Source organism: Nonomuraea sp. NPDC050540, assembly GCF_044457485.1.
GTDB lineage: Bacteria > Actinomycetota > Actinomycetes > Streptosporangiales > Streptosporangiaceae > Nonomuraea.
This window is the reverse complement of sequence record NZ_JBITHA010000001.1, coordinates 652,734-672,897: the sequence shown is the minus strand read 5'-3', so window position 1 is coordinate 672,897 and position 20,164 is coordinate 652,734. Positions and strand designations below refer to the sequence as shown.

Here is a 20,164-nt window from a genome sequence, read left to right as displayed (position 1 = left end):
ATTCACAGCCCGCCCTCAGCTACCGCTCCCCCAGCAGCCGCAGCACGTCCGCGTCGGTCAGCTGGTCGAAGCTCTCGTACCACTGACCGACCGCGCGAAAGTCCGCCGGAGTGGCCAGCACCACGACCTCGTCGGCCTCTCCCCGCAGCGCCCTGACCGTCTCACGAGCCCCCACGGGTACGGCCAGCGTCACCCTCCCCGGAGCGGCGGACGCGACCGCCAGCAGCGCGGCCCTGGCCGTGCCCCCCGTCGCCAGTCCGTCGTCCACCACGATCACCTCCTGCCCGGTGAGGTCGGGCAGCGGCCGCTCGCCCCGGTAGACGGCCACCCGGCGGGCCAGCTCCGTCCGCTCCCGCTCGACCACCCCGGCCACGGACGCCGGCGTCATCCCGAGCCGCCGCAGCAACTCCAGGTCGAGGACCGGCTCCCCGCCCTCGGCGATCGCCCCCACCCCCAGCTCGGGGGTGGGGGGATAGCCGATCTTCCTGGTGACCAGCACGTCGAGGAGGCCGCCGAGCCGCCGCGCGATGGGCTCGGCGACGGCGACGCCGCCGCGGGGCAGCGCGAGGACCACGGGATCGCGCGCGTACAGCAGCCGCTCGGCGAGCAACGCCCCCGCCTCGGCCCGATCCGCGAACAGGTACCCCACGCCCTCTACGTACCCACTCTGGTGCGGGTCAGGGACGGTTGCGGCCGGAGCGGCGCATCTCCTTGTGGATGACCTTCCACTTGTTCTGCTGCTCCTTGCGCAGCCGCGCATCTGTGCGCGAGGCCATCCACGCGGCCTCCCGCTGGAGCTTGCGCCAGCTGGCCAGCCGCCGCTCGGGCAGCTCGCCACCCTCCACGGCGGCCAGCACCGCGCACCCCGGCTCACCGTCGTGGCCGCAGTCGGCGAAGCGGCACGCGCGAGCGAGTTCGTCGATGTCGGCGAAGACCATGTCCACGCCGTCGGTCATCCCGAACAGCCCGACCCGCCGGATGCCCGGCGTGTCGATGATGAGCCCGCCGCCGGGCAGCGGGATGAGCTCCCGGTGCACGGTGGTGTGGCGGCCCCTGCCGTCGCCGGCGCGGACGAGCTGGGTCTCCATGACACCGTCGCCCGCCAGCGCGTTCACGAGCGTGGACTTGCCCGCGCCGGACGGGCCGAGCACGACGGCGGTCCTGGAGCCCTCCAGGTAGCCGCGCAGGAGCTGCACGCCCTCGCCGCTCTGCGAGGAGACGGCGTGCACGTCCACGCCGGGCGCGGCGACGTGGACGTCGGCCAGCAGGTCGTCAAGACCGTTCTCGAACAGGTCGGACTTGGTGATGACCACCACGGGCGTGGCGCCGGACTCCCAGGCCAGCGCGACGAGCCGCTCGATCCTGGCCAGGTCGGCGAAGTCGGTGGCGTGCATGGACGGCTCGGCGACGAAGACGATGTCGACGTTCGCGGCGAGCACCTGGCCCTGACCGTCGGCCGACAGGCCCCCTCGTGAGGTACGGCCGACGCCGCCCCTGACGAAGGAGGTGCGCCGGGGCAGGACCGTGTCGAGTTCGTAGCGGCCCTCGTCGAGCCACCGCAGCGCGGCCCAGTCGCCGACGCACGGCAGCGCGACCGGGTCCTCGGCCGAGGACCTGCGCACGCGGGCGCCGTACTTGACGTGATGCTGGCCGTCGTCCGCGATCACTTCGGCGGCGCCGCGGTCGACGCGCGCCACGCGGGCGGGAATGGTGCCGTGAGGCAGCTCGGCGGACTGCGATTCGGTCCAGCCGAGCAGAGAAAGATCGTAAGTCAACGGAGGTGACACCTTCGGGAAGAGGATCCCGGGTCACTCGTCAGATGAGCACCCGGAGGCTGATGGACGTCAGGTCGAACAGAACAACCCGCATGGTCTTCACCTCCCAGCTCAAGGCACCCGTGTGGGCACGGAGGCCACTTTACGCACGCGCCCAGGTCCGGGGCAACTTCGAAAACCGTTGAACCCTGGTGGCGGCGAGCCCCGTACTCCCTGCCGACGCCGGATTTCGCCGGCCACGATGGAAAGGGGCATGATGCGACTGAGCACCTACCCCGCGCCTTCGGCCGACGGAGCCGCCGACATGCCGAAACCCCCGCTGCGCGGCCTCGTCCGGCGCCTGCGCCCGGCCGGGCGCGATGACGACGAGATCGCCGTCGCCGCGCTCTACCGGGAGTACCACCGGCCGCTGCTGGGGTTCGTGATCCGGCTGGTCGGCGGGGATCGGCAGTGGGCCGAGGACGTGGTGCAGGAGACGATGATCAGGGCCTGGCGCAGCACCGGGCAGCTGGACTCCGACGCGTCTTCGCTGATGCCCTGGCTCGCCACCGTCGCCCGTCGTATCGTCATCGATGACCGGCGGCGCAAGGACGCTCGTCCACAGGAGTCAGGTGACGGGCCGCTGGAGAGCGTCCCCGTCCCCGACGAGATGGAGAGTCTGCTGCATCAGGTGGTCGTGTCGGAGGCGCTGAAGTCGTTATCGCCTGCGCACCGCGAGATTCTCAACGAGACGATCCTGCGCGACAGGTCGGTCAACGACGCCGCCCTGGCGCTGGGCATCCCCGTGGGCACCGTGAAGTCCCGGGTCTATTACGCGGTCCGCGCGCTTCGCGTCGCGCTGGAGGAGAGAGGGGTGACGGCGTGAGCGCGCGAGTGGAGCACACCGATGTGGGCGCCTACGCCCTGGGCCTGCTGGAGGCCGACGACAAGAGGGCGTTCGAGGCGCATCTGGACACCTGCCGGGCCTGCACGGCGGAACTGGCCGAGCTGTCGGGGATGGCCGGCGTGCTGACCGGCGTGGGCCGGGTGGAGCCCGAACCCGAGCAGCAGGGCGAGGGCGAGGTCATCGACCTGCTGAGGCGGCGCAAGGCGGCCGACAGGCGGACCAGGCGGGGCACTCTGATCATCGGGGTGGCGGCGGCGGTCACGCTGGTGGCGGGCGGCATCGCGGTGGGCTCCGGGCTCAACGCCCCGTCCTCGCAGGTCGCCGTCGGGCAGACGCACCACGGCACGGGCCCGGCCGAGCAGTTCTACGAGGAGGGCACCCCGGCCGGCGGCGTCGGCGTCACCGGCGTCAAGGGCGGCGTGGTCTACGAGTCCAAGGGCTGGGGCACGCACGCGGCGCTGAAGCTCGAAGGCGTCAGGGGTCCGCTGGAGTGCGAGCTGATCGCGGTCTCCACGACGGGCGAGCGCAAGGCGATGACCGGCTGGGCCGTTCCGCCCAAGGGATATGGCGTCGACGGGGAGCCGCCGCTTTACATGCACGGCGGCAGCCCATGGAATCCGGAGAAAATCGACCGTTTCGAGGTCGTCACCACGACGGGGAAGACTTTGCTGACCGTCGACATCTGAAAAGCCTGACGAAAGCCCTCTCACCGCTGGTGGGAGGGCTTTTTCATTCCCGGGAAATTCGCCTGAACCTTTTCCGGCGGGCTTGCGTACAGCTTGGAGTACCGAGCGAGAATCACCCCAGTAAAGAGGTTTCCCATGCTGACGCTTGCCCTTTCAGGTGCACTTCTGGTCACCTCGCTTTCCCCTGTGCAGAGCACCGCAGCCGATGTGTATCTGGCCGCCGGGCTGCGCGGCGCCGACGCCGACGGACGCTCCACCGTGGTGCTGAAGATCAGCGGTGACCGGCTGAGCTTCGCGATCCGCTGGAACAAGGTGGACGCCCCCACCGCCGCCCACATCCACCTGGGCGCGAAGGACACCGACGGCGCCGTCAAGGTCGACTTCTTCAAGCAGCCGCTGCCCAGCACCGTGCTCGGCGTGACCGGCTCGGCCACCGCCGACGCCGGCCTGCTCAAGCAGCTCGCCGACAACCCCGGCGGCTTCTACGCCAACCTCCACAACGCCGCCTTCCCCAAGGGCGCGGTACGCGGCCGGTTCCACAAGCTCGCCAAGCCCGTCGACCTCGACGGCGTCCTGCACGGCAGCAACCTCGCCACGCTCTCCTCCCGGGCCGACGGCGCCCAGGAGGTGCCGGCCGCCGACGGCAAGAAGCGCGGCGACCAGGACGGCGCCGCCACCTGGTGGCTGCGGCCCAACGGCGCCGCCCTCGCCTACACCGCGACCTGGAGCGGCCTCGGCGCCCCCACCAACGGCCACGTGCACAAGGCCGTCAAGGGCAGGAACGGCGATGTGGCGGCCGACCTGTTCGCCGCGGCCAAGGGCCTGCCCGCGAACCTGACGGGCGTGGCGGGCGAGGCTCCCGTCTCTCGCAAGGTCGTCAGGCGGATCGCCGCCAACCCGGGCGGCTACTACTCCAACCTGCACACGACCGACTTCGACGGCGGCGCCGTACGCGGGCAGTTGTCCGGTGCGTCCTTCACCCACCCGCGCGCGATGACGGCGGACGTGCTGAAGGGCGCGCAGATCTACCGGTGCAAGGGCGGAGCGTTCATCCAGCTCGGCGTGACGGCCAAGCTGCGCAGGGGCATCGACCACGACTTCGTCGGCAGGTTCGACGGCCCGCCGCAGTGGATCGCCCCGGACGGCAGCGCCGTACGCGGAAAGCTCGTCACCAAGACCCCGAACGGCGGCAAGAACATCCCCGAGCTCGTCCTGGACGCCCAGCAGTCGGGCAAGGACAAGGGCCTGCTGGCCTTCACCACCACGATCCTGCGCCTGAACACCACGGGCGGCGTGGCCCCGAAGGGCTCCTGCGCGGAAGGCGCCCAGGTGAAGGTCCCCTACGGCGCCGACTACCTCTACTTAGGCTGAGCCTCCGGTCACCGGGCTCCCGTCCCCCTGTCCCGGTGACCGGTTCCACTCCGGAGCCCTTGCCCTCTCCGGAGACGCCGGCGCCCGCCGCCCTCCAGAGGGGCGGCGGGCGCCGGTCTTTTCGCGTTCTAGGACAGGCCGGGGGCGGGGAACTGGGCGGTCAGCTCGCTGACCTCGTGGTGGACGCGGGTGATGACGTCCTCCGCGTCGCCCTTGGCCAGCGCGGTGACGACCTCGTCCATCCAGGCGCCGATCTGGCGCATCTCGGCTTCCTTCATGCCGCGGCTGGTGACCGACGGGGTGCCGATGCGGATGCCGGACGGGTCGAAGGGCTTGCGGGTGTCGAACGGCACCGCGTTGTAGTTGGTCTCGAGACCGGCGCGGTCGAGCGCCTGGGCGGCGGGCTTGCCACCGATGCCCTTGGGCGTCAGGTCGAGCAGGATGAGGTGGTTGTCGGTGCCGCCGGAGACCAGGTCGAACCCGCGGCCGGACAGCTCCTCCGCCAGCGCCTTGGCGTTGGCGACCACCTGGTGGGCGTAGGCCTTGAAGTCGTCGGTGGAGGCCTCGCGCAGCGCCACGGCGATGGCGGCGGTGGTGTGGTTGTGCGGGCCGCCCTGCAGGCCGGGGAAGACGGCCTTGTTGAGCGCGGTGGCGTGCTCGTCGGCGGTGGCCATGAGCATGGCGCCGCGCGGGCCGCGCAGGGTCTTGTGGGTGGTGGTGGAGATGACGTCGGCGTGACCCACCGGCGAGGGGTGGGCGCCGCCGGCGACCAGACCGGCGATGTGCGCGATGTCGGCCGCCAGAACGGCGCCGACCTCCCTGGCGACCGAGGCGAAGGCCTCGAAGTCGATGGTGCGCGGAATGGCGGTGCCGCCGCAGAAGATCAGCTTGGGGCGGTGCTCCAGGGCCAGTGCGCGTACCTCGTCCATGTCGACGCGGCCGGTGTCCTTGCGCACGCCGTAGCGGACCGGGTTGAACCACTTGCCGGTGGCGCTGACCGACCAGCCGTGGGTGAGGTGGCCGCCGAAGGGCAGGCCCATGCCCATCACGGTGTCGCCCGGCTTCAGGAAGGCCATGTAGACGGCCAGGTTGGCGGGCGAGCCCGAGTACGGCTGGACGTTGGCGTGGTTGACCCCGAACAGCGCCTTGGCCCGGTCGATGGCCACGGTCTCGATCTGGTCGATGACCTGCTGGCCCTCGTAGTAGCGCTTGCCCGCGTAGCCCTCGGAGTACTTGTTCGTGAGGACGGTGCCGGTGGCCTCGAGGACCGCCCTGGAGACGTAGTTCTCGGAGGCGATCAGCTTCACGGTGTCGGCCTGGCGGCGCTCCTCCGCCTTGACCAGCTCCGCGATCTGCGGGTCAACGCTAGCGAGAGAAGACATGGCACTCCTGTCGTCTTTGACATCCTCGCGAAGACCCAGGCGCTCGGCCTCCGCACGATTCCGCTCCCCGGTGGTTCAGGCCCACCCTATGCGCCAGTCGCGACGCCCTAGACGATAGCGGAAGGCGCTCGGGCGCGGCGCGGAGCCTGCCTCGCGATCCCTACTTCGCGATGGCCGAGCGGGTGTCGCCCCAGAGGCGGTCGACCTCGGCGTTCAGGATGGCGCCGATGAGCACGGCCAGGGCCGTGATGTAGAGCCAGAGGAGCACCGCGACGGGCGCGGCCAGCGAGCCGTAGATGGAGACCGGGGAGAACCAGGCGGCCAGCACCGACCGCAGCACGCCCGCGCACACGATCCAGATGAACAACGCCAGGATCGCGCCCGGCAGCTCCCGGTACCACTTCGTGCGCACGGGCACGCTCACGTGGTAGAGCACGGTCAGGAAGAGCACGGAGCCGACGATGACGACCGGCCAGTACGCCAGGTCGATCACCGGGGTGTACTGCGCCGGCAGCGCCTCCTTGAGCAGCGTCGGCCCGATGACCAGGACCGGCATGACGATCAGCCCGATGGCCAGGCCGACGAGGTAGAGGCCGAAGGACATCAGCCGCGTGCGCACGATGCCACGTTCCTCGCCCAGGCCGTAGGCGACGGAGATCAGGTCGACGTAGACGTAGAGGGCCCGCGAGCCCGACCACAGCGACAGCAGGAAGCCGAGCGAGATGATCGAGACCTTGCTGGCGTCGTCCCTGAGGATGTCGGCGATCAGCGGCTTGACCACCTTCTCGACCGCGTCGGTGGTGAACAGCACGGCCGCCTGGTCGACGACCCACTGCTCGACCTTGCCCACGTTGTCGCGGCCCAGCCAGACGCCCAGCTTGGCCAGCACGCCGATCAGCCCGAGCACGAACGGCGGCAGCGACAGCAGCGCGAAGAACGCCGCCTCCCCCGCCAGCCCGGTCACCCGGTAGTCGACACCCGCGTTCGTCGTCGCGCGCACGAGCGCCCACGACTTGGTGTCACGCACCCAGCTCAGGTGGGTCCTCACCTTGCTCAGGACCTGCCTGCGCCGCTTGCGCTGTGTACGCCGGGTAGGCGCATCGGTCGACGTCATGGCACCAACGCTCTCGCAGGAGTACTTCCCGCAAGCTTATGCTCCGCCGCGTGCGGACTACCTGACGTCCACGATGCGCGCGCCGAGCGGCAGCAGGGAGATGGGGATCATCTTGAGGTTCGCGACGCCCAGCGGGATGCCGATGATCGAGACGAACAGCGGGATCGAGGTGAGCACGTGCCCGATGGCCAGCCAGATCCCGGCCACCACGCACCAGATGACGTTGCCGATCGTGGACATGACGCCGGCGTCGGGCGAGCGCTCCACGGTGCGGCCGAAGGGCCACAGCGCGTAGCCGGCGATCCTGAACGAGGCGATGCCGAAGGGGATCGTGATGATCAGGATGCAGCAGATGACCCCGGCGACGGCGTAGCCGAGCGCCAGCCAGATCCCGGCGAAGACCAGCCAGATGACGTTCAGCAGTGTCCGCATGTGTCCAGCATGTCAGTGCGCCGCCGGTCAGGTCATCGGGGCCTTCCCTGAGGCGGCCCTGCCTCTGCCCGGAGGGCCGGCGAAGGCCTGCGCGATCGCCATCCACGCCGCCGCCGTCTCGCCGCGCACCTCCAGCGCGGTGTCGTCGAGGTGCGCGCGCTGGGTGACGGCCAGGCAGAAGTCCAGGGCCGGGCCGCGCACCGTGTCCGCCGCGCCCTGCGGGCCCGCCGTCCACGGCGTCCCGCCGGGCAGGATGAGTTCGACCCTGACGGGCCGCTCGGGGACCACCAGACCCCTGATCACGAAGCTGTACGGCAGCGCCCGCACCCCGATCGAGGCCACGTGGCGCAGCCGGGCCGTGGGCTCGCGGGTCACGCCGAGGGCGTCGGCCACGTCCTGGCCGTGGGCCCAGGTCTCCATGAGGCGCGCGGTGGCGAAGGAGGCGGCCGACATGTCGGGTCCGTACCAGGGCAGGCGCCGCTTGGCGTCGAGGCCGGACAAGGCGGTCAGCAGGGCGGCGCGGGCCGTACCGAACCAGGCGTGGACCTCGGCCGGTGCCAGGGCGCGGGCCTGGACGGCGAGGTCGTCGACGGACGCGGGGCCTTTCATGAGCGCGGCGGCGCTCGCGCGGAAGGCGTCGGGGTCGGTGACGGCGCTCACGGCGGCGTCGTCGAAGTAGGCGAGATGGCTGATCTGATCACGGATCGCCCAGCCTTCGGCGGGGGTGGCCAGCTCCCACTGGGCGGGGGCGAGCGGAGCCAGCAGCGCCTCCAGCGAGTCGCTCTCGTCACGCAGGTCGGCGGCGAGCTCGCGCAGGAGGTCCATGGCCCGCACTCTAACCGAACAACATTCCGGTGCGACAATGTCGAAGGTGATTTGCGAGAGCTGCGCGGAGCGCCGCCACGAGGACTGCAGGGGCGGCTCCTGGTGCGACTGCCAGCACCAGCCTCCGCAGGAGCCCAAGGAGTCCGAGCTCGACTGGCCGCGGCAGGGGTGAGTAGGGGTACCCCTGATCTGGTCCCAGAGTCTGGACCCCTTCTTGGACATCCCTGCGCGCCGGGGTATCGTTTGAACCATGCCAGCGGACCCCATGCTTGTCGGTCGACGCCACGTCGATCTTCAGCGTGTCCGCAGTGCCATCTGTTGCGACGCCCGCTAATCCCTGCCTGTATTTCGCAGCGGCGCGCGTCGCACAAGCTCTTCTGGGACCCCTGCACTCAACGGTGAGGCAGGAGGTACATCCCGCGCGCGCCCACAATCCTGAAGGACGCGCAATGAGCACTCCTGCCAGCCGGCACCACAAGCGCCCGCGCGGAGAAGGCCAATGGGCCCTCGGTTACCGCGAACCGCTCAACAAGAACGAAGAGAACAAGAAGAACGACGACGGTCTCAACGTTCGGCAGCGGATCATCGACGTCTACTCGAAGCTGGGCTTCGACTCCATCGACCCGGCCGACCTGCGCGGACGCATGCGCTGGTACGGCCTCTACACCCAGCGCAAGCCCGGCATCGACGGCGGCAAGACCGCGATCCTGGAGCCCGAGGAGCTCGACGACCGCTACTTCATGCTCCGCATCCGGATCGACGGCGGGCAGCTCGACCTGCGCCAGCTCCGGGTCATCGCGGACATCTCCAACGACTACGGCAGGGGCACCGCCGACCTGACCGACCGCCAGAACGTGCAGCTGCACTGGGTGGAGATCGAGTCGGTGCCCGACATCTGGCGGCGGCTGGAGGAGGTCGGCCTGTCGACCACCGAGGCCTGCGGCGACACCCCCCGGGTGATCCTCGGTTGTCCGCTGGCCGGGATCGACGCCGAGGAGCTGCTGGACTCGACCGGGGAGATCCACGAGGTCCACGACGAGTACATCGGCGACCCGGCGTACTCCAACCTGCCGCGCAAGTTCAAGTCGGCGATCAGCGGCTGCCCGGCGCACTGCACGGTGCACGAGATCAACGACGTGGCGTTCGTGGCGGTGCAGCTGCCGACCGGCGAGAAGGGCTACGACCTGTGGGCGGGCGGCGGCCTTTCCACGAACCCGATGTTCGGCAAGCGCATCGGCGTCTTCGTCCGGCCCGACCAGGTCGCGGATGTCTACGGCGGCGTTATCGGGATATTTCGTGATTACGGGTACCGCCGCCTCCGGCACCGTGCCCGGATCAAGTTCCTCGTCAACGACTGGGGACCGGAGAAGTTCCGCGAGGTCCTGGAGACCGAGTACCTCAAGGAGCCGCTGCCCGACGGCCCCGCCCCCGAGGCGCCCCGCGGCAACCGCCGCGACCACGTCGGCGTGTACCCGCAGAAGGACGGCAACTTCTACGTCGGCTTCGCGCCCAAGGTCGGCCGCCTCGACGGCGACAAGCTCCACGCCATCGCCGACATCGCCGAGCGCCACGGCTCCGGCCGGGTACGCACCACCGTCGAGCAGAAGATGGTCATCCTCGACATCACGCCCGACCGGGTCGACAGCATCGTGGCCGAGCTGGAGGCCAACGACCTGCAGGTCCGCCCCTCCACCTTCCGCCGCCAGACCATGGCGTGCACCGGCATCGAGTACTGCAAGCTGGCCATCGTCGAGACCAAGGCGGTCGCCTCCAACCTGATCGACGAGCTGGAGCGGCGCCTGCCCGACTTCAGCGAGGCGCTGACGATCAACGTCAACGGCTGCCCCAACTCCTGCGCCCGCATCCAGGTCGCCGACATCGGCCTCAAGGGCCAGCTCGTCGTCGACGACAAGGGCGAGCAGGTCGAGGGCTTCCAGATCCACCTGGGCGGCTCGCTCGGCGTCAACCCGGGCTTCGGCCGTAAGGTGCGCGGGCTCAAGACCACCTCCGACGGCCTGCCCGACTACGTCGAGCGGGTGGTCACCCACTTCGAGGACCAGAAGAAGGAAGGCGAGAGCTTCGCCGACTGGGTGCAGCGCGCCGACGAGGCGGACCTCAAATGAGCGGCGCCCGCGCGGTTCCTTTCCACTGCCCGTACTGCGGCGATGAGGATCTGGAGCCCTACGAGGGCGACGGCGGCTGGTACTGCCGCGCCTGCGCTCGCGCCTTCAAGCTGAAATTCCTGGGAATCGGGGTAAAGATATGACGCTGGTCGAGATCGAGACCGGTTTAAGAGCACAACGCGGCACGCTCGACCTGCAGAACATCGTCGAGTCCGCCGCCATCTTCCTGGAGGGCGCGCCCGCCCGCGAGATCATCCGCTGGGCCGCGGCCACCTTCGGCGACCGTCTCACGCTGACCTCCTCGATGAGCGACGCGCTGCTGATCGATCTGGTCAGCCGGGTCAAGCCGGGTATCGACGTGCTGTTCATCGACACCGGCTACCACTTCGCCGAGACGATCGGGACCCGCGACGCCGTCCAGCAGGTCTACGACGTCAACGTGATCAACGTGCAGCCGTCGCGGACCGTGAAGGAGCAGGAGCGCGACCTCGGGCCCCGGCTGTTCGGCCGCAACCCGGACCTGTGCTGCTACCTGCGCAAGGTCGAGCCGCTGAACCGGGCGCTCGAGCCGTACCTGGCGTGGATCTCCGGCATCCGCCGCGACGAGGCCTCCACCCGCGCCGGCACCAGGGTCGTGGAGTGGGACGCCAGGCGGCAGATGGTCAAGGTCAACCCCATCGCCGCCTGGACCCAGGAGGACGTGGACAACTACATGGCCGACAACGGCGTGCTGGTCAACCCGCTGCACTACGACAACTACCCGTCCATCGGCTGCGCGCCGTGCACGCGCCAGGTGGCCGATGGCGAGGATCCGCGCAGCGGCCGGTGGTCGGGCCTGGGGAAGACCGAATGCGGCATTCACCTCTGACAACCGAAATTTCGCCCGACGGGCGGCATCCGTCGGGCGAGGGACCCCGTTCTGGCAGGGGCGAGGTCCCGGTGACGAGGGTGGGCGGGCTCGCAGGGACCCGCCCACCACTCGCCACGCCGTCCTCTCCGGGGTCCCCGCTCGGCCGCGTGCCGCTGGTCGCGGTGGCGCACGGCTCGCGCGACCCGCGCGCGGCCGCGACCGTGGAAGCCCTCCTCGACCAGGTACGGCTGGCCGACCCCGGCCTCCCGGTGCGCACCGCCTACCTGGACCACGCCGCCCCCACGCTCGGCCAGGCGCTGCACGGCCTGCGCGAGGCCGCGGTGCTCCCGCTGCTGCTGACCGAGGCCTACCACAGCCGTGTCGACCTGCCCGCGGCGCTCAACGAGGCGCGCGCCCGCGACCCCCGGCTGCGCGTCCACTACGGAACGACGCTCGGCCCCCACCCGCTCCTGCTCACGGCGCTGGAGCGCCGCCTGTCGGAGTCGGGGGTGGGGCCCGGCGACCCGGACACCGCCGTCGTCCTGGTCTCGGCGGGCTCCAGCGACGCCAGGGCCAACGCGGTCATCGCCGACCTGGCGCGGCTGTGGTCCGACGGCGGCCAGGGCCGGCGGGCCGGCTGGTGGCGGGTCGTGCCCGCCTACGCCTCGGCCGCCGGTCCCACGCCCGCCGAGGCGGTGGCCGCGCTGCGCAGGGCCGGGGCGCCGCGGGTGGCGGTGGCTCCGTACCTGCTGGCGCCGGGGTTCTTCGCCGACAAGGTGCGGCGGGAGTCGGGGGCCGACGTGGTCGCCGACGTCCTGGGCCCGGCCCCCGAGCTGGTCGACGTCGTCCTGGAGCGCTACGCCCAGGCGTTCGCCGCGGTGGCCGCCGCGCCGGTCGCCTGACGCCTCACGAACCCGTCCGATCCGGTCGCAGGACGGGCGGGTCGCACCTCCAGGAGAGCACCTCGCGCCCGCTGTGGGGGTCGACGATGACCCGCTTCTCGCGGCAGGCGTCCTCGCGCCCCTGCTCCATGACCTGAAGGGTTCCAGGTCACCGCGAACGGCCCGGCCCAGGCGGCCATCTCGTCGGCCTCGGCGGCGCCGAGCGTGTCCCCCGGGATGGCGGTGACCGTTGTTCCTGCCCGGCTGCGCCTGGAGGCCGGTCCGCAGCCACCTGGGCACGTTCGTCCGGCCGCCGCACGGCTCGTTCGCCACGCGCATGTCGTTCAGCCACACCAGCAGGTAGGTGTCGAGCCGGCATTCCACCGCGATGGCGGCCTTCGCCGGCGCGCAGCACGATCACCGCGCGCTGGCGGGCGGGCAGGACCGTCAGGGCGGTTCTGAGCGCGTCCCGGGTGCCGAGCTGGGCCTCGGGGTCGGCCGGTCGCGGCACAGCAGGTAGGCGGTCCTCGGCAGGCGGGGGGCGCGTTCGCCGACATAGCGCTCGAAGTCTGCGCGATCCCGCATTCCGATGGTCCTCACCGCGCGGTGGATGTCACCGATCAGTACGCGCGAGCCACCGCCGGGCGTTGCACGCGCCCGGGGAATCGTCTCCGGGAGGGGTCAGTCGCCGAGGCGGCGGGGGTCTCCGGAGAACTGGCCGGGGGTCAGGCCGAGGTGTTCGCGCCAGGCGGACCATCCGCGCTTGATCGGCTTGGCGCGGGCGTCGCCGTACACCTTGATGTCGCCCATCACCGCGTAGCCGTGCACGCGCACGACGGGCACGTTCATGCCGGGGGCGGCCTCCAGCACGTCGACCTTCTTGTCGCCCATGAAGGCGAAGCCGTCGAGGTCCACGTCCACGCCGTCGGGCACGATGATCTTGACGTCGCCCATGACGGCGACGGCGGTGATGTCGATGACGTCCGTGCGGACCTCGGCCTCGCGCAGGTCCATCACGACGTCGCCCATGACCGCCACCGCGCCGAGCTCCTGGTCGACCCGCCACTTGCCGCGCCGCTTGGTGTCGCCCATGAACGCCAGGAACCAGCGCTTCTTGCGCTCGGGCGTGGGCGGCGCCAGGGGCGCGACACCGGCCGCGGGCAGGTCCTGGGTGAGAAGCGCCAGCTCGGCGTGGGTGGTCGCCGTGTAGGCGGCCTCGGTGCGGTCGGTCAGCTCCACGAGGGTGAGCCTGCCGTCGACTGAGGCGACGCGCAGTTGCTCGACGACGGCCTCGCGCTCGGCGTCGGAAGCGCGCAGTTCCCCAGAGTCTGTCATAGTCGCAACATATCGCGTCTTGTGGCTATCGCGGTCCTCCAGAAGGAGGATTCCTCATCCATCGAACCGCTCACCCGCCGGGACGTTCGTCGGGGTTGGGGCAGTGAGGCGTTAGGGTCGCTGTCATGCGTGAGGAAGAGCTGTACCAGGCGGCGTTGAAGGGCGACCTGGAGACGGCGGGCACGTTGCTCGCCGCCGGGGCTGACGCCAACGAGGCCGGCGAGGAAGGGCTGCCGCTCTGCGCGGCCGCGGCCTGGGACCGGGTGCCCGTCATCGGGGCGCTCCTGGCCGCCGGGGCCGATGTCAACGCGAAGGAGAACGGCGGCTGGCACGCCCTGCTGTGGGCCGCCGCCAACGGCAACGCCGACGCCGCCCGCACCCTCATCGAGGCCGGCGCGCAGGTCGACGAGCCGAACGAGGACGGCGACACCCCGCTCAGCCTGGCCTCCAGGCGCGGCGCGCTCGGGGTGGTGCGGGAACTGCTGACGGCCGGGGCCGACCCGGAGAAGTACGACGGCGACGGCGACAGCCCCCACGACATCGCGATCGACTGGGTCGGCGTCCACCTGGAGACCGCGCTGCTCGACCAGATCGGGCAGGAGGACTGGGAGTACGTCGTGGGCAGGCAGTTCGCCAAGGACGGCACCGAGCTGGTGACGGTGGCCGGCCGTTCCGCCGACGGCGAGGAGAGCGAGCAGGTGCAGGCCCAGCGCGGGCACGCGGCCGTCGCCACCCTCCTGGAGGACGCCACCGGGCTCTACACGCCCATCCCCCAGCTCGTCGCCAGGGCGCTGGCCCACCGTGACGTCGACGAGGACGCGGAGACCTGGTGGGTCGTCGCCGACTCGCTGGGCAAGCGGGCCGACGAGGAGACGTACGAGGCGCTGGCGCGGCTGTGCGTGAGCGAGGACGCGCGCGAGCGGGAGTTCGGCGTGGACGCGATCGCGCAGTACGGCGTCACCGAGGACGGCGAGAAGCCCTACCTGGAGCGCACGCTGCCGCTGCTGCAGAAGATGGCCACCACCGAGGGGAACCCGCAGGTGCTGCGCTCGGTGCTGGCCGCGCTCGGGCACCAGGGCGACCCCCGGGCGCTGCCGCAGGTGCTCGACGTGCTCGGCCGCCCGGACCACCAGCGCACGATGACCGACGCGATCGCGCTGGCCGACGTGCTGCCGCCCGGCCACGCCGAGGGGCTGGCGCTGCTGGTCTCGATGACGCGTGACGACGACTCCGAGGTACGCGACTGGGCGACCGCCGGGCTGTCCTCGCTCGACGCCGACACCCCGGAGATCAGGGACGTGCTGGCCCAGCGGCTGGACGACACCGACCTGCGCACGGTGGCCGAGGCCACGCGGGGGCTGGCCGAGCGGGGCGACGCGCGGGCCGAGGCCGGGGTCAAGCGGGTGCTGGCGGAGAGCGACGACTCCTACGAACGCGAGATGGTCACCGAGGCGGCCGCCAAGCTCTGACTCCCCGGCCTGTCAGGGGCCGGACAGAGCCGGGGCGGTGCGCAGGATGTCGGCGGCCAGGTCGTGGTCGCCCGTGATCTCGGCGGGGAACGCCCCGGGCTCGCCGCGTCCGCCCAGCAGGAAGCAGAAGCCGATCACGTCGGCGGTGATCGAGACGTCCGGAGCGCCGGGAGCCGCGTCATGGACGCCGAGCGGCATGGTCCACTCCCCGCCGCCGGGCCCGGTCAAGGTCAGGTGGAGGGTACGGCCGGCGCCTTCCACCCCGGACAGCATCATCGTCCACGGCAGCAGGCGGGCGCACAGGTCGGCCGTCGGCCGGATGTGGTCGGGGACGGGGTGCGGCAGGCGTAGCCCGGCGACCGAGGCGGCGTCGTCGGTGTGGATCCACGTCTCCAGGCCGCGCGCCAGGACGTGGTCGCCGAGCGCGCCGGCCACGCCGTCGAGCGTGGCGGGGGTGTCGGGGGTCAGGCCGCCCAGGTGACGGCAGAGCGCGTCCGCCTGTGCCCGCCAGTCGCGCCGGGTCTGCTCGGGGCTGCGCGCCCGCTCGTACTCCTGAACCTGGAGGGTGCGTCCCATCGCGTCGAGCGCGTCGAGGGCGGGGCCGAGCACGGGGGCGCCGACCGAGGCGGCCAGCAGCCCGTCCTTGGCGGCGAGGTGGGCGACGAGTTCCTGCAGCGTCCAGCCTTCGACGATCTCGCGGGCCCAGTCGTCGTCCATCGCCGCGGCCAGCAGCGCGTCCATGGCGGCCACCCGTCCGGCGTACGGCTCCGCCCACGCGGCCGTGGGCGCGGCGGGCCGGCGGCGGGCCCTCGCCCCGGCCAGCAGCTGCGGCCGGAGCGACCGCTCGGGCACGGCCGCTTCTTCCATGAGGGCGTCCAGGTACAGACGCTCGACGGGCTCCATCACACCTCTTCCTCTGCCAGCGCGTCGGCCAGGCGCCGCAGCGCCAGCCTGATGCGTGACTTGGCCGTGCCCTCGGGCACGCCCAGTTCCTCACCCACTTGCCGATACGTACGGCCACCGAAGTACGCCAGTTCAATCGCCTCGCGTAAACCTTCGGGCAGCCGGGTGACCGCTTGGCGTACCCGCTTGGCCTCGTCGGCGGCGAGCACGGTCTCCTCCAGTCTCTCAGGCGGGGGCTCGAACAGCCTCGGCCCCAGGACGGAGACCCGGCGCCGCTCCTCGGCGCGTACATGGTCGACGGCGCGCCGGTGCGCGATCGTGGCCAGCCAGGCGCGCAGGGTGCCGCGGTCGGGGTCGTAGGCCAGGGGTCGTTCCCAGAAGATCAGGAACACCTCCTGGGTGATGTCCTCGGCGATCACACGGTCTCTGGTGACGCGGAGCGAGAGACCGAAGATCAGCGAGGAGAGGTGGTCATACACCTCGCCGAGCGCGGACTCATCGCCGCCGACCACCCGTTGGTGCAACAGGCGGTCGTCGAACGGTGCCTCCACTGGCACCACACTCCCGTGATCCGGACCTAGGCGGCGGGTGCGCCGCGACCCGAGCATGTCACTATTCGCCGGAAATGTTGAGCCGGATGACGAACGAGCTCCCCGATTTCCCACCCCCTCCTGGGCTTGGCCCAGGTGCCTGGTTTCCCTGTGCTGGACGCGGTTTCCTGAGTCCCGCACTTCACCCGGTCCGACCGGCCCGCCTTCGCGGCCGCCCAGGAACCCGGCCCTGGGCCAGACCACGGTGCCGGGACGAGACCGCCCATCCTCAGGGCGGCACGTGGCGTCCCGCCCCGGGACCCCCGGGTCGTGGGCAGGCGGCGTGCGGCGCTCCGTCCAGGGACACGGGGCACGACCGGAAGCGTGCGTGTGCGGTGCCGGAGGGTGTCCCGGGCAGGAGGTGGCGGTCCTGCCCGGGACCCGCGCGGGGAGGGGCGCCGCGCGGAGTTTCGGGAGAAACGCGGTGGGATGGGGCGGCGGATACGGGTGATACGGGGGATACCGGTGGGGACGCGGTTGGGGTGCCGAGGCCCGCTGGGATGTTGGAGATTCCGTGATGGTGCCGGGCCCCAGAGGTGGTGGGGCACGGTGGGCGTGGCTGCGGGGGGTGAGAGGTGGCGGGGCCGTGGGGTGGAGAGGGCTGTGGAGTGGGTCAGGAGGAGGGGTAGGGCGGGGTGGGGTAGGAGGTGGTGATGCGGTGGTGGTAGGCGGCCACGGTTTCGGCTGCTGCCTGGTCGCCGTCCAGGACGGCGGCGATGCGGGCCTGGGACCTCAGGGCGAAGGACTCGGCCCACCAGTCGCGGGGTCCCGGGGCGGGGCGGTCGCGGAAGAGAGGAAGGCAGCGGCGGGTCAGGGCGCGCCACTCCAGGGTCGCCGACAGTCCGTCGAGGTCGCACAGGGCGTGGGCGGCGAGCATGCGTGCCGGGGAAGGGGGCGGCAGGTCGCGCCACAGGGCCGGGCGGGCGAAGGGGAGGCTGCGGCCGGTGATGCCGTCCGGGTCCTTGACGACGTAGCCGATGCCGGTGCCGCCTATCCACAGCATGGCCAGTCCGGTGGCCAGGCGGTGGGCGGGGCCGTACTCAAGAGTGGCCAGGTCGTCGACGGCGGTGACGAAGTCGGGGCGTGGCGGGCCGTCCTTGGGGGACCACAAGCGGCGCAGCACGCCTTCGAGCGGGCCGCACCAGCGGCGGCCGTCGCGCGGGGTGGGGCGGAGGTCCTCCGGATGGGGCGGGCACCAAGCGGGCGTCATCATCATGCCCGGTAATAGTCCGGCCGCCCGGCATTTCTTACGGCCCCGCGCAGCCGCGTCTCTCACCGCCCGAACGAAGCCGCCTTACGAAGCCGCCTTACGAAGCCGCCCCACCGAACCACCTCATCAAACCACCTCGCCGAACCGCCCCACTGAGCCGCCTTCCGCCGAATCGCCTCCCGCCGCCTTGCGGGACCGCCGAGCCGTCTGGCCAAGGCGCCGCGCCTCTCGCCGCTTGCGGGGCCGCCGTGCCGAGCTGTCGGGCTGAGGTGGCTTGCCGAGCTGGGCCTTGCCGGACAAACCAACGGGGCGAGGGTCAGTCGCCCACGGTGGCCGCGTCGGCGCGGTCGAGGAAGGTCCAGAAGTCGCGGACGCAGGGCGGCGTGACCTCCAGGCCGGCCGCGGGCCGCAGCATCACGCGCTCCACCCCCAGCAGGTCGCCGCTCCCCCGGTCGGCCACCAGCACCCACCGGTCGGCGGTGCCCACGTCGAAGGCGACCCCCTGCCCCGTGCGTTCGCGCCGGTCGGTGATCTGGCCCAGCGTGCGCAGGCCCGGCCGGTCGGCCAGGATCCGCCACAGCGCGGCCGTGCGCGGGGCGTCGAGGATCTCGCTCTCGTTGAGGGAGATGATGGCGGTGACGAGCCCGTACGTCTCGGGTTCCGCCGACAGACGGGCGCGCAGGTCGCCGGGGAGCGAGGGTCCCGGCCGGTACGCCCCCTCCCGCCCCTCCTGCCCTTGGACGAGGCGTTCACCGTCGACGGCCAGCGTGTACTCCACCCGGCGGCCGGAACCCCGCACCGGCGTCCACTGCCTGGACAGCACGCTGGCCCGCCCGCCCGGCCTCAGCAGCGACGACGCCACCGTGATCCGGCCGTGGCCGCGCGCCGCCACCCGTCCGGCCCGTGCGGCCGCCTCGGCCAGGCCGAGTACGACGCGCCGGGCCCCGCCCCCGGTCCCGGGCAGTTTGCGCGGCCGGGGCCCCGGTTCCCCGCACAGCGCCAGGGGCGCGCCGGGGTAGCGGAAGTAGGCGGTGACGGTCAGCTGGCCGGGCGTCCTCGCGGTGGGGATGGCGCCGGCGGCGAGGATGACGAGCCCGGTGGCCAGCGCGGCGCCGAACGTCAGCCGCCACGACAGGGTGGAGCAGCGGCGCGGCCTGGCCGTGCCGAGGATCTCGGCGAGCAGCAGTTCGTCGGGCGGCACCTCGTGCGGGGCCGGGTCGTGGCGTGCCATCAGCCGTGCGAGCTCGTCCATCAGCTCCCCTCCTGGAACCCGAGCGTGCGCAGGTGTTCGCGCAGGCGTGCCCTGGCCCGGCTGAGCCGGGTGGCCATGGTGCCGGCGCGGCAGCCGGCGACCGTGGCGGCCTCCTCCACGCTGAGCCCCTCCCAGTAGAAGAGGCGCAGGGCCTCCCTGTCCTTGCCGGCCAGCCTGGCCAGCGCCTCGTGGAAGGCGAGCCTGGTGACGATCTCTCCGTCGAGGCCCTGATCGGCCGGCGCGCGCCAGACGGCCAGCCGGTCGGCCAGGGCCTGCCTTCTGCGCAGGCCGCGCCACTCGTTGCTGACCTGGCCGCGGGCGATGCCGAGCAGCCAGACCCGCTCGGCGCGGCGCTCGCCGGGCACCTGCCCGAGACGGCGGAAGGCGTCGGTGAAGGTGCGCGCGGCGACGTCGGGCGCCGCGTCCCGCCCTACTCTGCGCGCGGCGTAGCGCAGCACCGTGGAGTAATGGCGGTGGTACAACGCGGCATACCGTTCATCGTCCTCCGGCACGGGGCCCTCCGCTGCGGGGATTACGACGCTCCGCTCCGATTACAACCGACCACTCATGGTCACCGCGGCGATACAGGATATGTTCGGACCTGTATCGGCAATCGATGAAGGGACTATCGCCATGGCGACCACGCGTACGGCCACCACGCAGTGGAAGGGCGCGCTGCTCGACGGCTCCGGTACGGTCTCGCTCGACACCTCCGGCGTCGGCACCTTCGAGGTCTCCTGGCCGTCGAGGGCCGAGGCGGCCAACGGCAAGACCTCGCCCGAGGAGCTCATCGCCGCCGCCCACTCCTCCTGCTTCTCGATGGCGCTGTCCCACGGCCTGGCCGGGGCCGGTACGCCGCCGGAGTCGCTGGAGACCCGCGCCGAGGTGACCTTCCAGCCGGGCGAGGGCATCACGGGCATCGTGCTCAGCGTGAAGGGCCACGTCCCCGGCCTGACGCCCGGCCAGTTCCAGGAAGCCGCCGAGACGGCCAAGGCGAACTGCCCCGTCAGCAAGGCCCTCACGGGAACCACGATCAGCCTGAAAGCGGAACTGCTCTAGCAACGGGGCGATCGCGTGCGA

25 protein-coding genes and 1 riboswitch are annotated in these 20,164 nt (G+C 71.7%); of the genes, 12 read left to right on the top strand and 13 right to left on the bottom strand.

What is annotated here, in order from left to right:
• Positions 1-19: 19 nt before the first annotated feature.
• Together ACIBI5_RS03065 and rsgA are read right to left on the bottom strand one after the other, a co-directional pair.
• Entirely contained in the window at positions 20-649 is a 630-nt protein-coding gene (locus ACIBI5_RS03065) for a phosphoribosyltransferase (RefSeq protein ID WP_397242578.1), read from the bottom strand.
• 28 nt (positions 650-677) lie between these two features.
• Positions 678-1,775 carry a ribosome small subunit-dependent GTPase A gene (gene rsgA / locus ACIBI5_RS03060; protein ID WP_397242576.1) on the bottom strand — a complete coding sequence of 366 codons (1,098 nt, stop codon included), beginning with the start codon at positions 1,773-1,775 and terminating at the stop codon, positions 678-680.
• Positions 1,776-2,031: 256 nt separating this feature from the next.
• On the opposite strand from rsgA, the gene ACIBI5_RS03055 reads away from it, so the two are divergent.
• The 3 genes from ACIBI5_RS03055 (at position 2,032) to ACIBI5_RS03045 (ending at position 4,718) form a co-directional block, all read left to right on the top strand.
• A complete protein-coding gene (locus ACIBI5_RS03055; RefSeq protein WP_397243781.1) occupies positions 2,032-2,640 on the top strand; it encodes a sigma-70 family RNA polymerase sigma factor in 609 nt (202 codons plus the stop codon).
• The gene (locus ACIBI5_RS03050; RefSeq protein ID WP_397242574.1) at positions 2,637-3,347 is read left to right on the top strand and encodes an anti-sigma factor family protein; all 711 of its coding nucleotides are present in this window, start codon (positions 2,637-2,639) and stop codon (positions 3,345-3,347) included. Before ACIBI5_RS03055 ends, ACIBI5_RS03050 begins: the two co-directional genes overlap by 4 nt.
• Positions 3,348-3,533: 186 nt before the next feature.
• Positions 3,534-4,718, top strand: a complete 1,185-nt coding sequence (locus ACIBI5_RS03045) for a CHRD domain-containing protein (RefSeq protein WP_397242572.1) — start codon at positions 3,534-3,536, stop codon at positions 4,716-4,718.
• A gap of 128 nt (positions 4,719-4,846) precedes the next feature.
• On the opposite strand, the gene glyA is transcribed toward ACIBI5_RS03045, so the two are convergent.
• From glyA to ACIBI5_RS03025, 4 genes are all read right to left on the bottom strand, one after another.
• A complete protein-coding gene (glyA, locus tag ACIBI5_RS03040) occupies positions 4,847-6,100 on the bottom strand; it encodes a serine hydroxymethyltransferase (protein WP_397242570.1) in 1,254 nt (417 codons plus the stop codon).
• Positions 6,101-6,126: 26 nt separating this feature from the next.
• Positions 6,127-6,211: riboswitch (ZMP/ZTP riboswitch) on the bottom strand.
• A gap of 49 nt (positions 6,212-6,260) precedes the next feature.
• Positions 6,261-7,214, bottom strand: a complete 954-nt coding sequence (locus ACIBI5_RS03035; RefSeq protein ID WP_397242568.1) for a YihY/virulence factor BrkB family protein — start codon at positions 7,212-7,214, stop codon at positions 6,261-6,263.
• A 57-nt stretch (positions 7,215-7,271) separates the two neighbouring features.
• On the bottom strand, positions 7,272-7,646 hold the full coding sequence (locus ACIBI5_RS03030; RefSeq protein WP_184971633.1) for a YccF domain-containing protein: 375 nt from the start codon (positions 7,644-7,646) through the stop codon (positions 7,272-7,274).
• Positions 7,647-7,673: 27 nt separating this feature from the next.
• The gene (locus tag ACIBI5_RS03025; RefSeq protein ID WP_397242566.1) at positions 7,674-8,471 is read right to left on the bottom strand and encodes a TIGR03084 family metal-binding protein; all 798 of its coding nucleotides are present in this window, start codon (positions 8,469-8,471) and stop codon (positions 7,674-7,676) included.
• 37 nt (positions 8,472-8,508) lie between these two features.
• Here ACIBI5_RS03025 and ACIBI5_RS03020 point away from each other — a divergent pair, with 37 nt between their 5' ends.
• From ACIBI5_RS03020 to ACIBI5_RS02995, 6 genes are all read left to right on the top strand, one after another.
• Entirely contained in the window at positions 8,509-8,643 is a 135-nt protein-coding gene (locus ACIBI5_RS03020) for a hypothetical protein (RefSeq protein ID WP_397242564.1), read from the top strand.
• 78 nt (positions 8,644-8,721) lie between these two features.
• Entirely contained in the window at positions 8,722-8,805 is an 84-nt protein-coding gene (locus ACIBI5_RS03015; RefSeq protein ID WP_311132608.1) for a putative leader peptide, read from the top strand.
• Positions 8,806-8,920: 115 nt separating this feature from the next.
• A complete protein-coding gene (locus ACIBI5_RS03010; protein WP_397242562.1) occupies positions 8,921-10,594 on the top strand; it encodes a nitrite/sulfite reductase in 1,674 nt (557 codons plus the stop codon).
• A complete protein-coding gene (locus tag ACIBI5_RS03005; protein ID WP_246510212.1) occupies positions 10,591-10,737 on the top strand; it encodes an Insertion element protein in 147 nt (48 codons plus the stop codon). Before ACIBI5_RS03010 ends, ACIBI5_RS03005 begins: the two co-directional genes overlap by 4 nt.
• Positions 10,734-11,462 (top strand): phosphoadenylyl-sulfate reductase, encoded by a 729-nt coding sequence (locus ACIBI5_RS03000; RefSeq protein WP_397242560.1) that lies wholly within the window; start codon positions 10,734-10,736, stop codon positions 11,460-11,462. The genes ACIBI5_RS03005 and ACIBI5_RS03000 overlap by 4 nt, the downstream gene beginning before the upstream one ends.
• A 149-nt stretch (positions 11,463-11,611) precedes the next feature.
• Positions 11,612-12,346 carry a sirohydrochlorin chelatase gene (locus tag ACIBI5_RS02995; protein WP_397242558.1) on the top strand — a complete coding sequence of 245 codons (735 nt, stop codon included), beginning with the start codon at positions 11,612-11,614 and terminating at the stop codon, positions 12,344-12,346.
• 4 nt (positions 12,347-12,350) lie between these two features.
• Here the strand turns inward: ACIBI5_RS02995 and ACIBI5_RS02990 are convergent, their stop codons facing one another.
• Complete coding sequence (locus tag ACIBI5_RS02990; protein WP_397242556.1) at positions 12,351-12,476, bottom strand: hypothetical protein; 126 nt, start codon at positions 12,474-12,476, stop codon at positions 12,351-12,353.
• Positions 12,477-12,689: 213 nt separating this feature from the next.
• On the opposite strand from ACIBI5_RS02990, the gene ACIBI5_RS02985 reads away from it, so the two are divergent.
• A complete protein-coding gene (locus ACIBI5_RS02985) occupies positions 12,690-12,845 on the top strand; it encodes a hypothetical protein (protein WP_397242554.1) in 156 nt (51 codons plus the stop codon).
• A 161-nt stretch (positions 12,846-13,006) separates the two neighbouring features.
• Here ACIBI5_RS02985 and ACIBI5_RS02980 read toward each other — a convergent pair whose 3' ends face one another.
• Complete coding sequence (locus tag ACIBI5_RS02980) at positions 13,007-13,660, bottom strand: DUF1707 domain-containing protein (RefSeq protein WP_397242552.1); 654 nt, start codon at positions 13,658-13,660, stop codon at positions 13,007-13,009.
• A 125-nt stretch (positions 13,661-13,785) separates the two neighbouring features.
• Here ACIBI5_RS02980 and ACIBI5_RS02975 point away from each other — a divergent pair, with 125 nt between their 5' ends.
• Positions 13,786-15,129 (top strand): ankyrin repeat domain-containing protein, encoded by a 1,344-nt coding sequence (locus ACIBI5_RS02975; RefSeq protein ID WP_397242550.1) that lies wholly within the window; start codon positions 13,786-13,788, stop codon positions 15,127-15,129.
• Positions 15,130-15,141: 12 nt separating this feature from the next.
• Here ACIBI5_RS02975 and ACIBI5_RS02970 read toward each other — a convergent pair whose 3' ends face one another.
• The 5 genes from ACIBI5_RS02970 to ACIBI5_RS02950 all read right to left on the bottom strand — a co-directional run bounded on the left by ACIBI5_RS02970 (position 15,142) and on the right by ACIBI5_RS02950 (position 19,596).
• Positions 15,142-16,032, bottom strand: coding sequence for a maleylpyruvate isomerase family mycothiol-dependent enzyme (locus ACIBI5_RS02970; RefSeq protein ID WP_397242548.1), 891 nt, complete (start codon positions 16,030-16,032; stop codon positions 15,142-15,144).
• Complete coding sequence (locus ACIBI5_RS02965) at positions 16,032-16,583, bottom strand: sigma-70 family RNA polymerase sigma factor (RefSeq protein WP_379613764.1); 552 nt, start codon at positions 16,581-16,583, stop codon at positions 16,032-16,034. Before ACIBI5_RS02965 ends, ACIBI5_RS02970 begins: the two co-directional genes overlap by 1 nt.
• Before the next feature lie 652 nt (positions 16,584-17,235).
• Positions 17,236-17,838, bottom strand: a complete 603-nt coding sequence (locus tag ACIBI5_RS02960) for a hypothetical protein (protein WP_397242546.1) — start codon at positions 17,836-17,838, stop codon at positions 17,236-17,238.
• A gap of 310 nt (positions 17,839-18,148) precedes the next feature.
• Positions 18,149-19,084, bottom strand: coding sequence for a hypothetical protein (locus ACIBI5_RS02955; RefSeq protein ID WP_397242544.1), 936 nt, complete (start codon positions 19,082-19,084; stop codon positions 18,149-18,151).
• Positions 19,084-19,596, bottom strand: coding sequence for an RNA polymerase sigma factor (locus ACIBI5_RS02950; RefSeq protein WP_397242542.1), 513 nt, complete (start codon positions 19,594-19,596; stop codon positions 19,084-19,086). Before ACIBI5_RS02950 ends, ACIBI5_RS02955 begins: the two co-directional genes overlap by 1 nt.
• 121 nt (positions 19,597-19,717) lie before the next feature.
• Between ACIBI5_RS02950 and ACIBI5_RS02945 the strand changes: the two genes are divergently transcribed.
• Positions 19,718-20,143 (top strand): OsmC family peroxiredoxin, encoded by a 426-nt coding sequence (locus ACIBI5_RS02945; protein WP_397242540.1) that lies wholly within the window; start codon positions 19,718-19,720, stop codon positions 20,141-20,143.
• The last annotated feature ends 21 nt before the right edge of the window (positions 20,144-20,164 follow it).

Bases quoted from the DNA above. Each gene is read 5' to 3' on its own strand.
- ACIBI5_RS03055 (WP_397243781.1), top strand. From the start codon at position 2,032: ATGCGACTGAGCACCTACCCCGCGCCTTCGGCCGACGGAGCCGCCGAC.
- glyA (WP_397242570.1), bottom strand. From the start codon at position 6,100: ATGTCTTCTCTCGCTAGCGTTGACCCGCAGATCGCGGAGCTGGTCAAG.
- ACIBI5_RS03035 (WP_397242568.1), bottom strand. From the start codon at position 7,214: ATGACGTCGACCGATGCGCCTACCCGGCGTACACAGCGCAAGCGGCGC.
- ACIBI5_RS03030 (WP_184971633.1), bottom strand. From the start codon at position 7,646: ATGCGGACACTGCTGAACGTCATCTGGCTGGTCTTCGCCGGGATCTGG.
- ACIBI5_RS03025 (WP_397242566.1), bottom strand. From the start codon at position 8,471: ATGGACCTCCTGCGCGAGCTCGCCGCCGACCTGCGTGACGAGAGCGAC.
- ACIBI5_RS03020 (WP_397242564.1), top strand. From the start codon at position 8,509: ATGTCGAAGGTGATTTGCGAGAGCTGCGCGGAGCGCCGCCACGAGGAC.
- ACIBI5_RS03015 (WP_311132608.1), top strand. From the start codon at position 8,722: ATGCCAGCGGACCCCATGCTTGTCGGTCGACGCCACGTCGATCTTCAG.
- ACIBI5_RS03010 (WP_397242562.1), top strand. From the start codon at position 8,921: ATGAGCACTCCTGCCAGCCGGCACCACAAGCGCCCGCGCGGAGAAGGC.
- ACIBI5_RS03005 (WP_246510212.1), top strand. From the start codon at position 10,591: ATGAGCGGCGCCCGCGCGGTTCCTTTCCACTGCCCGTACTGCGGCGAT.
- ACIBI5_RS03000 (WP_397242560.1), top strand. From the start codon at position 10,734: ATGACGCTGGTCGAGATCGAGACCGGTTTAAGAGCACAACGCGGCACG.
- ACIBI5_RS02990 (WP_397242556.1), bottom strand. From the start codon at position 12,476: ATGGAGCAGGGGCGCGAGGACGCCTGCCGCGAGAAGCGGGTCATCGTC.
- ACIBI5_RS02980 (WP_397242552.1), bottom strand. From the start codon at position 13,660: ATGACAGACTCTGGGGAACTGCGCGCTTCCGACGCCGAGCGCGAGGCC.
- ACIBI5_RS02975 (WP_397242550.1), top strand. From the start codon at position 13,786: ATGCGTGAGGAAGAGCTGTACCAGGCGGCGTTGAAGGGCGACCTGGAG.
- ACIBI5_RS02970 (WP_397242548.1), bottom strand. From the start codon at position 16,032: ATGGAGCCCGTCGAGCGTCTGTACCTGGACGCCCTCATGGAAGAAGCG.
- ACIBI5_RS02960 (WP_397242546.1), bottom strand. From the start codon at position 17,838: ATGATGATGACGCCCGCTTGGTGCCCGCCCCATCCGGAGGACCTCCGC.
- ACIBI5_RS02955 (WP_397242544.1), bottom strand. From the start codon at position 19,084: ATGGACGAGCTCGCACGGCTGATGGCACGCCACGACCCGGCCCCGCAC.
- ACIBI5_RS02945 (WP_397242540.1), top strand. From the start codon at position 19,718: ATGGCGACCACGCGTACGGCCACCACGCAGTGGAAGGGCGCGCTGCTC.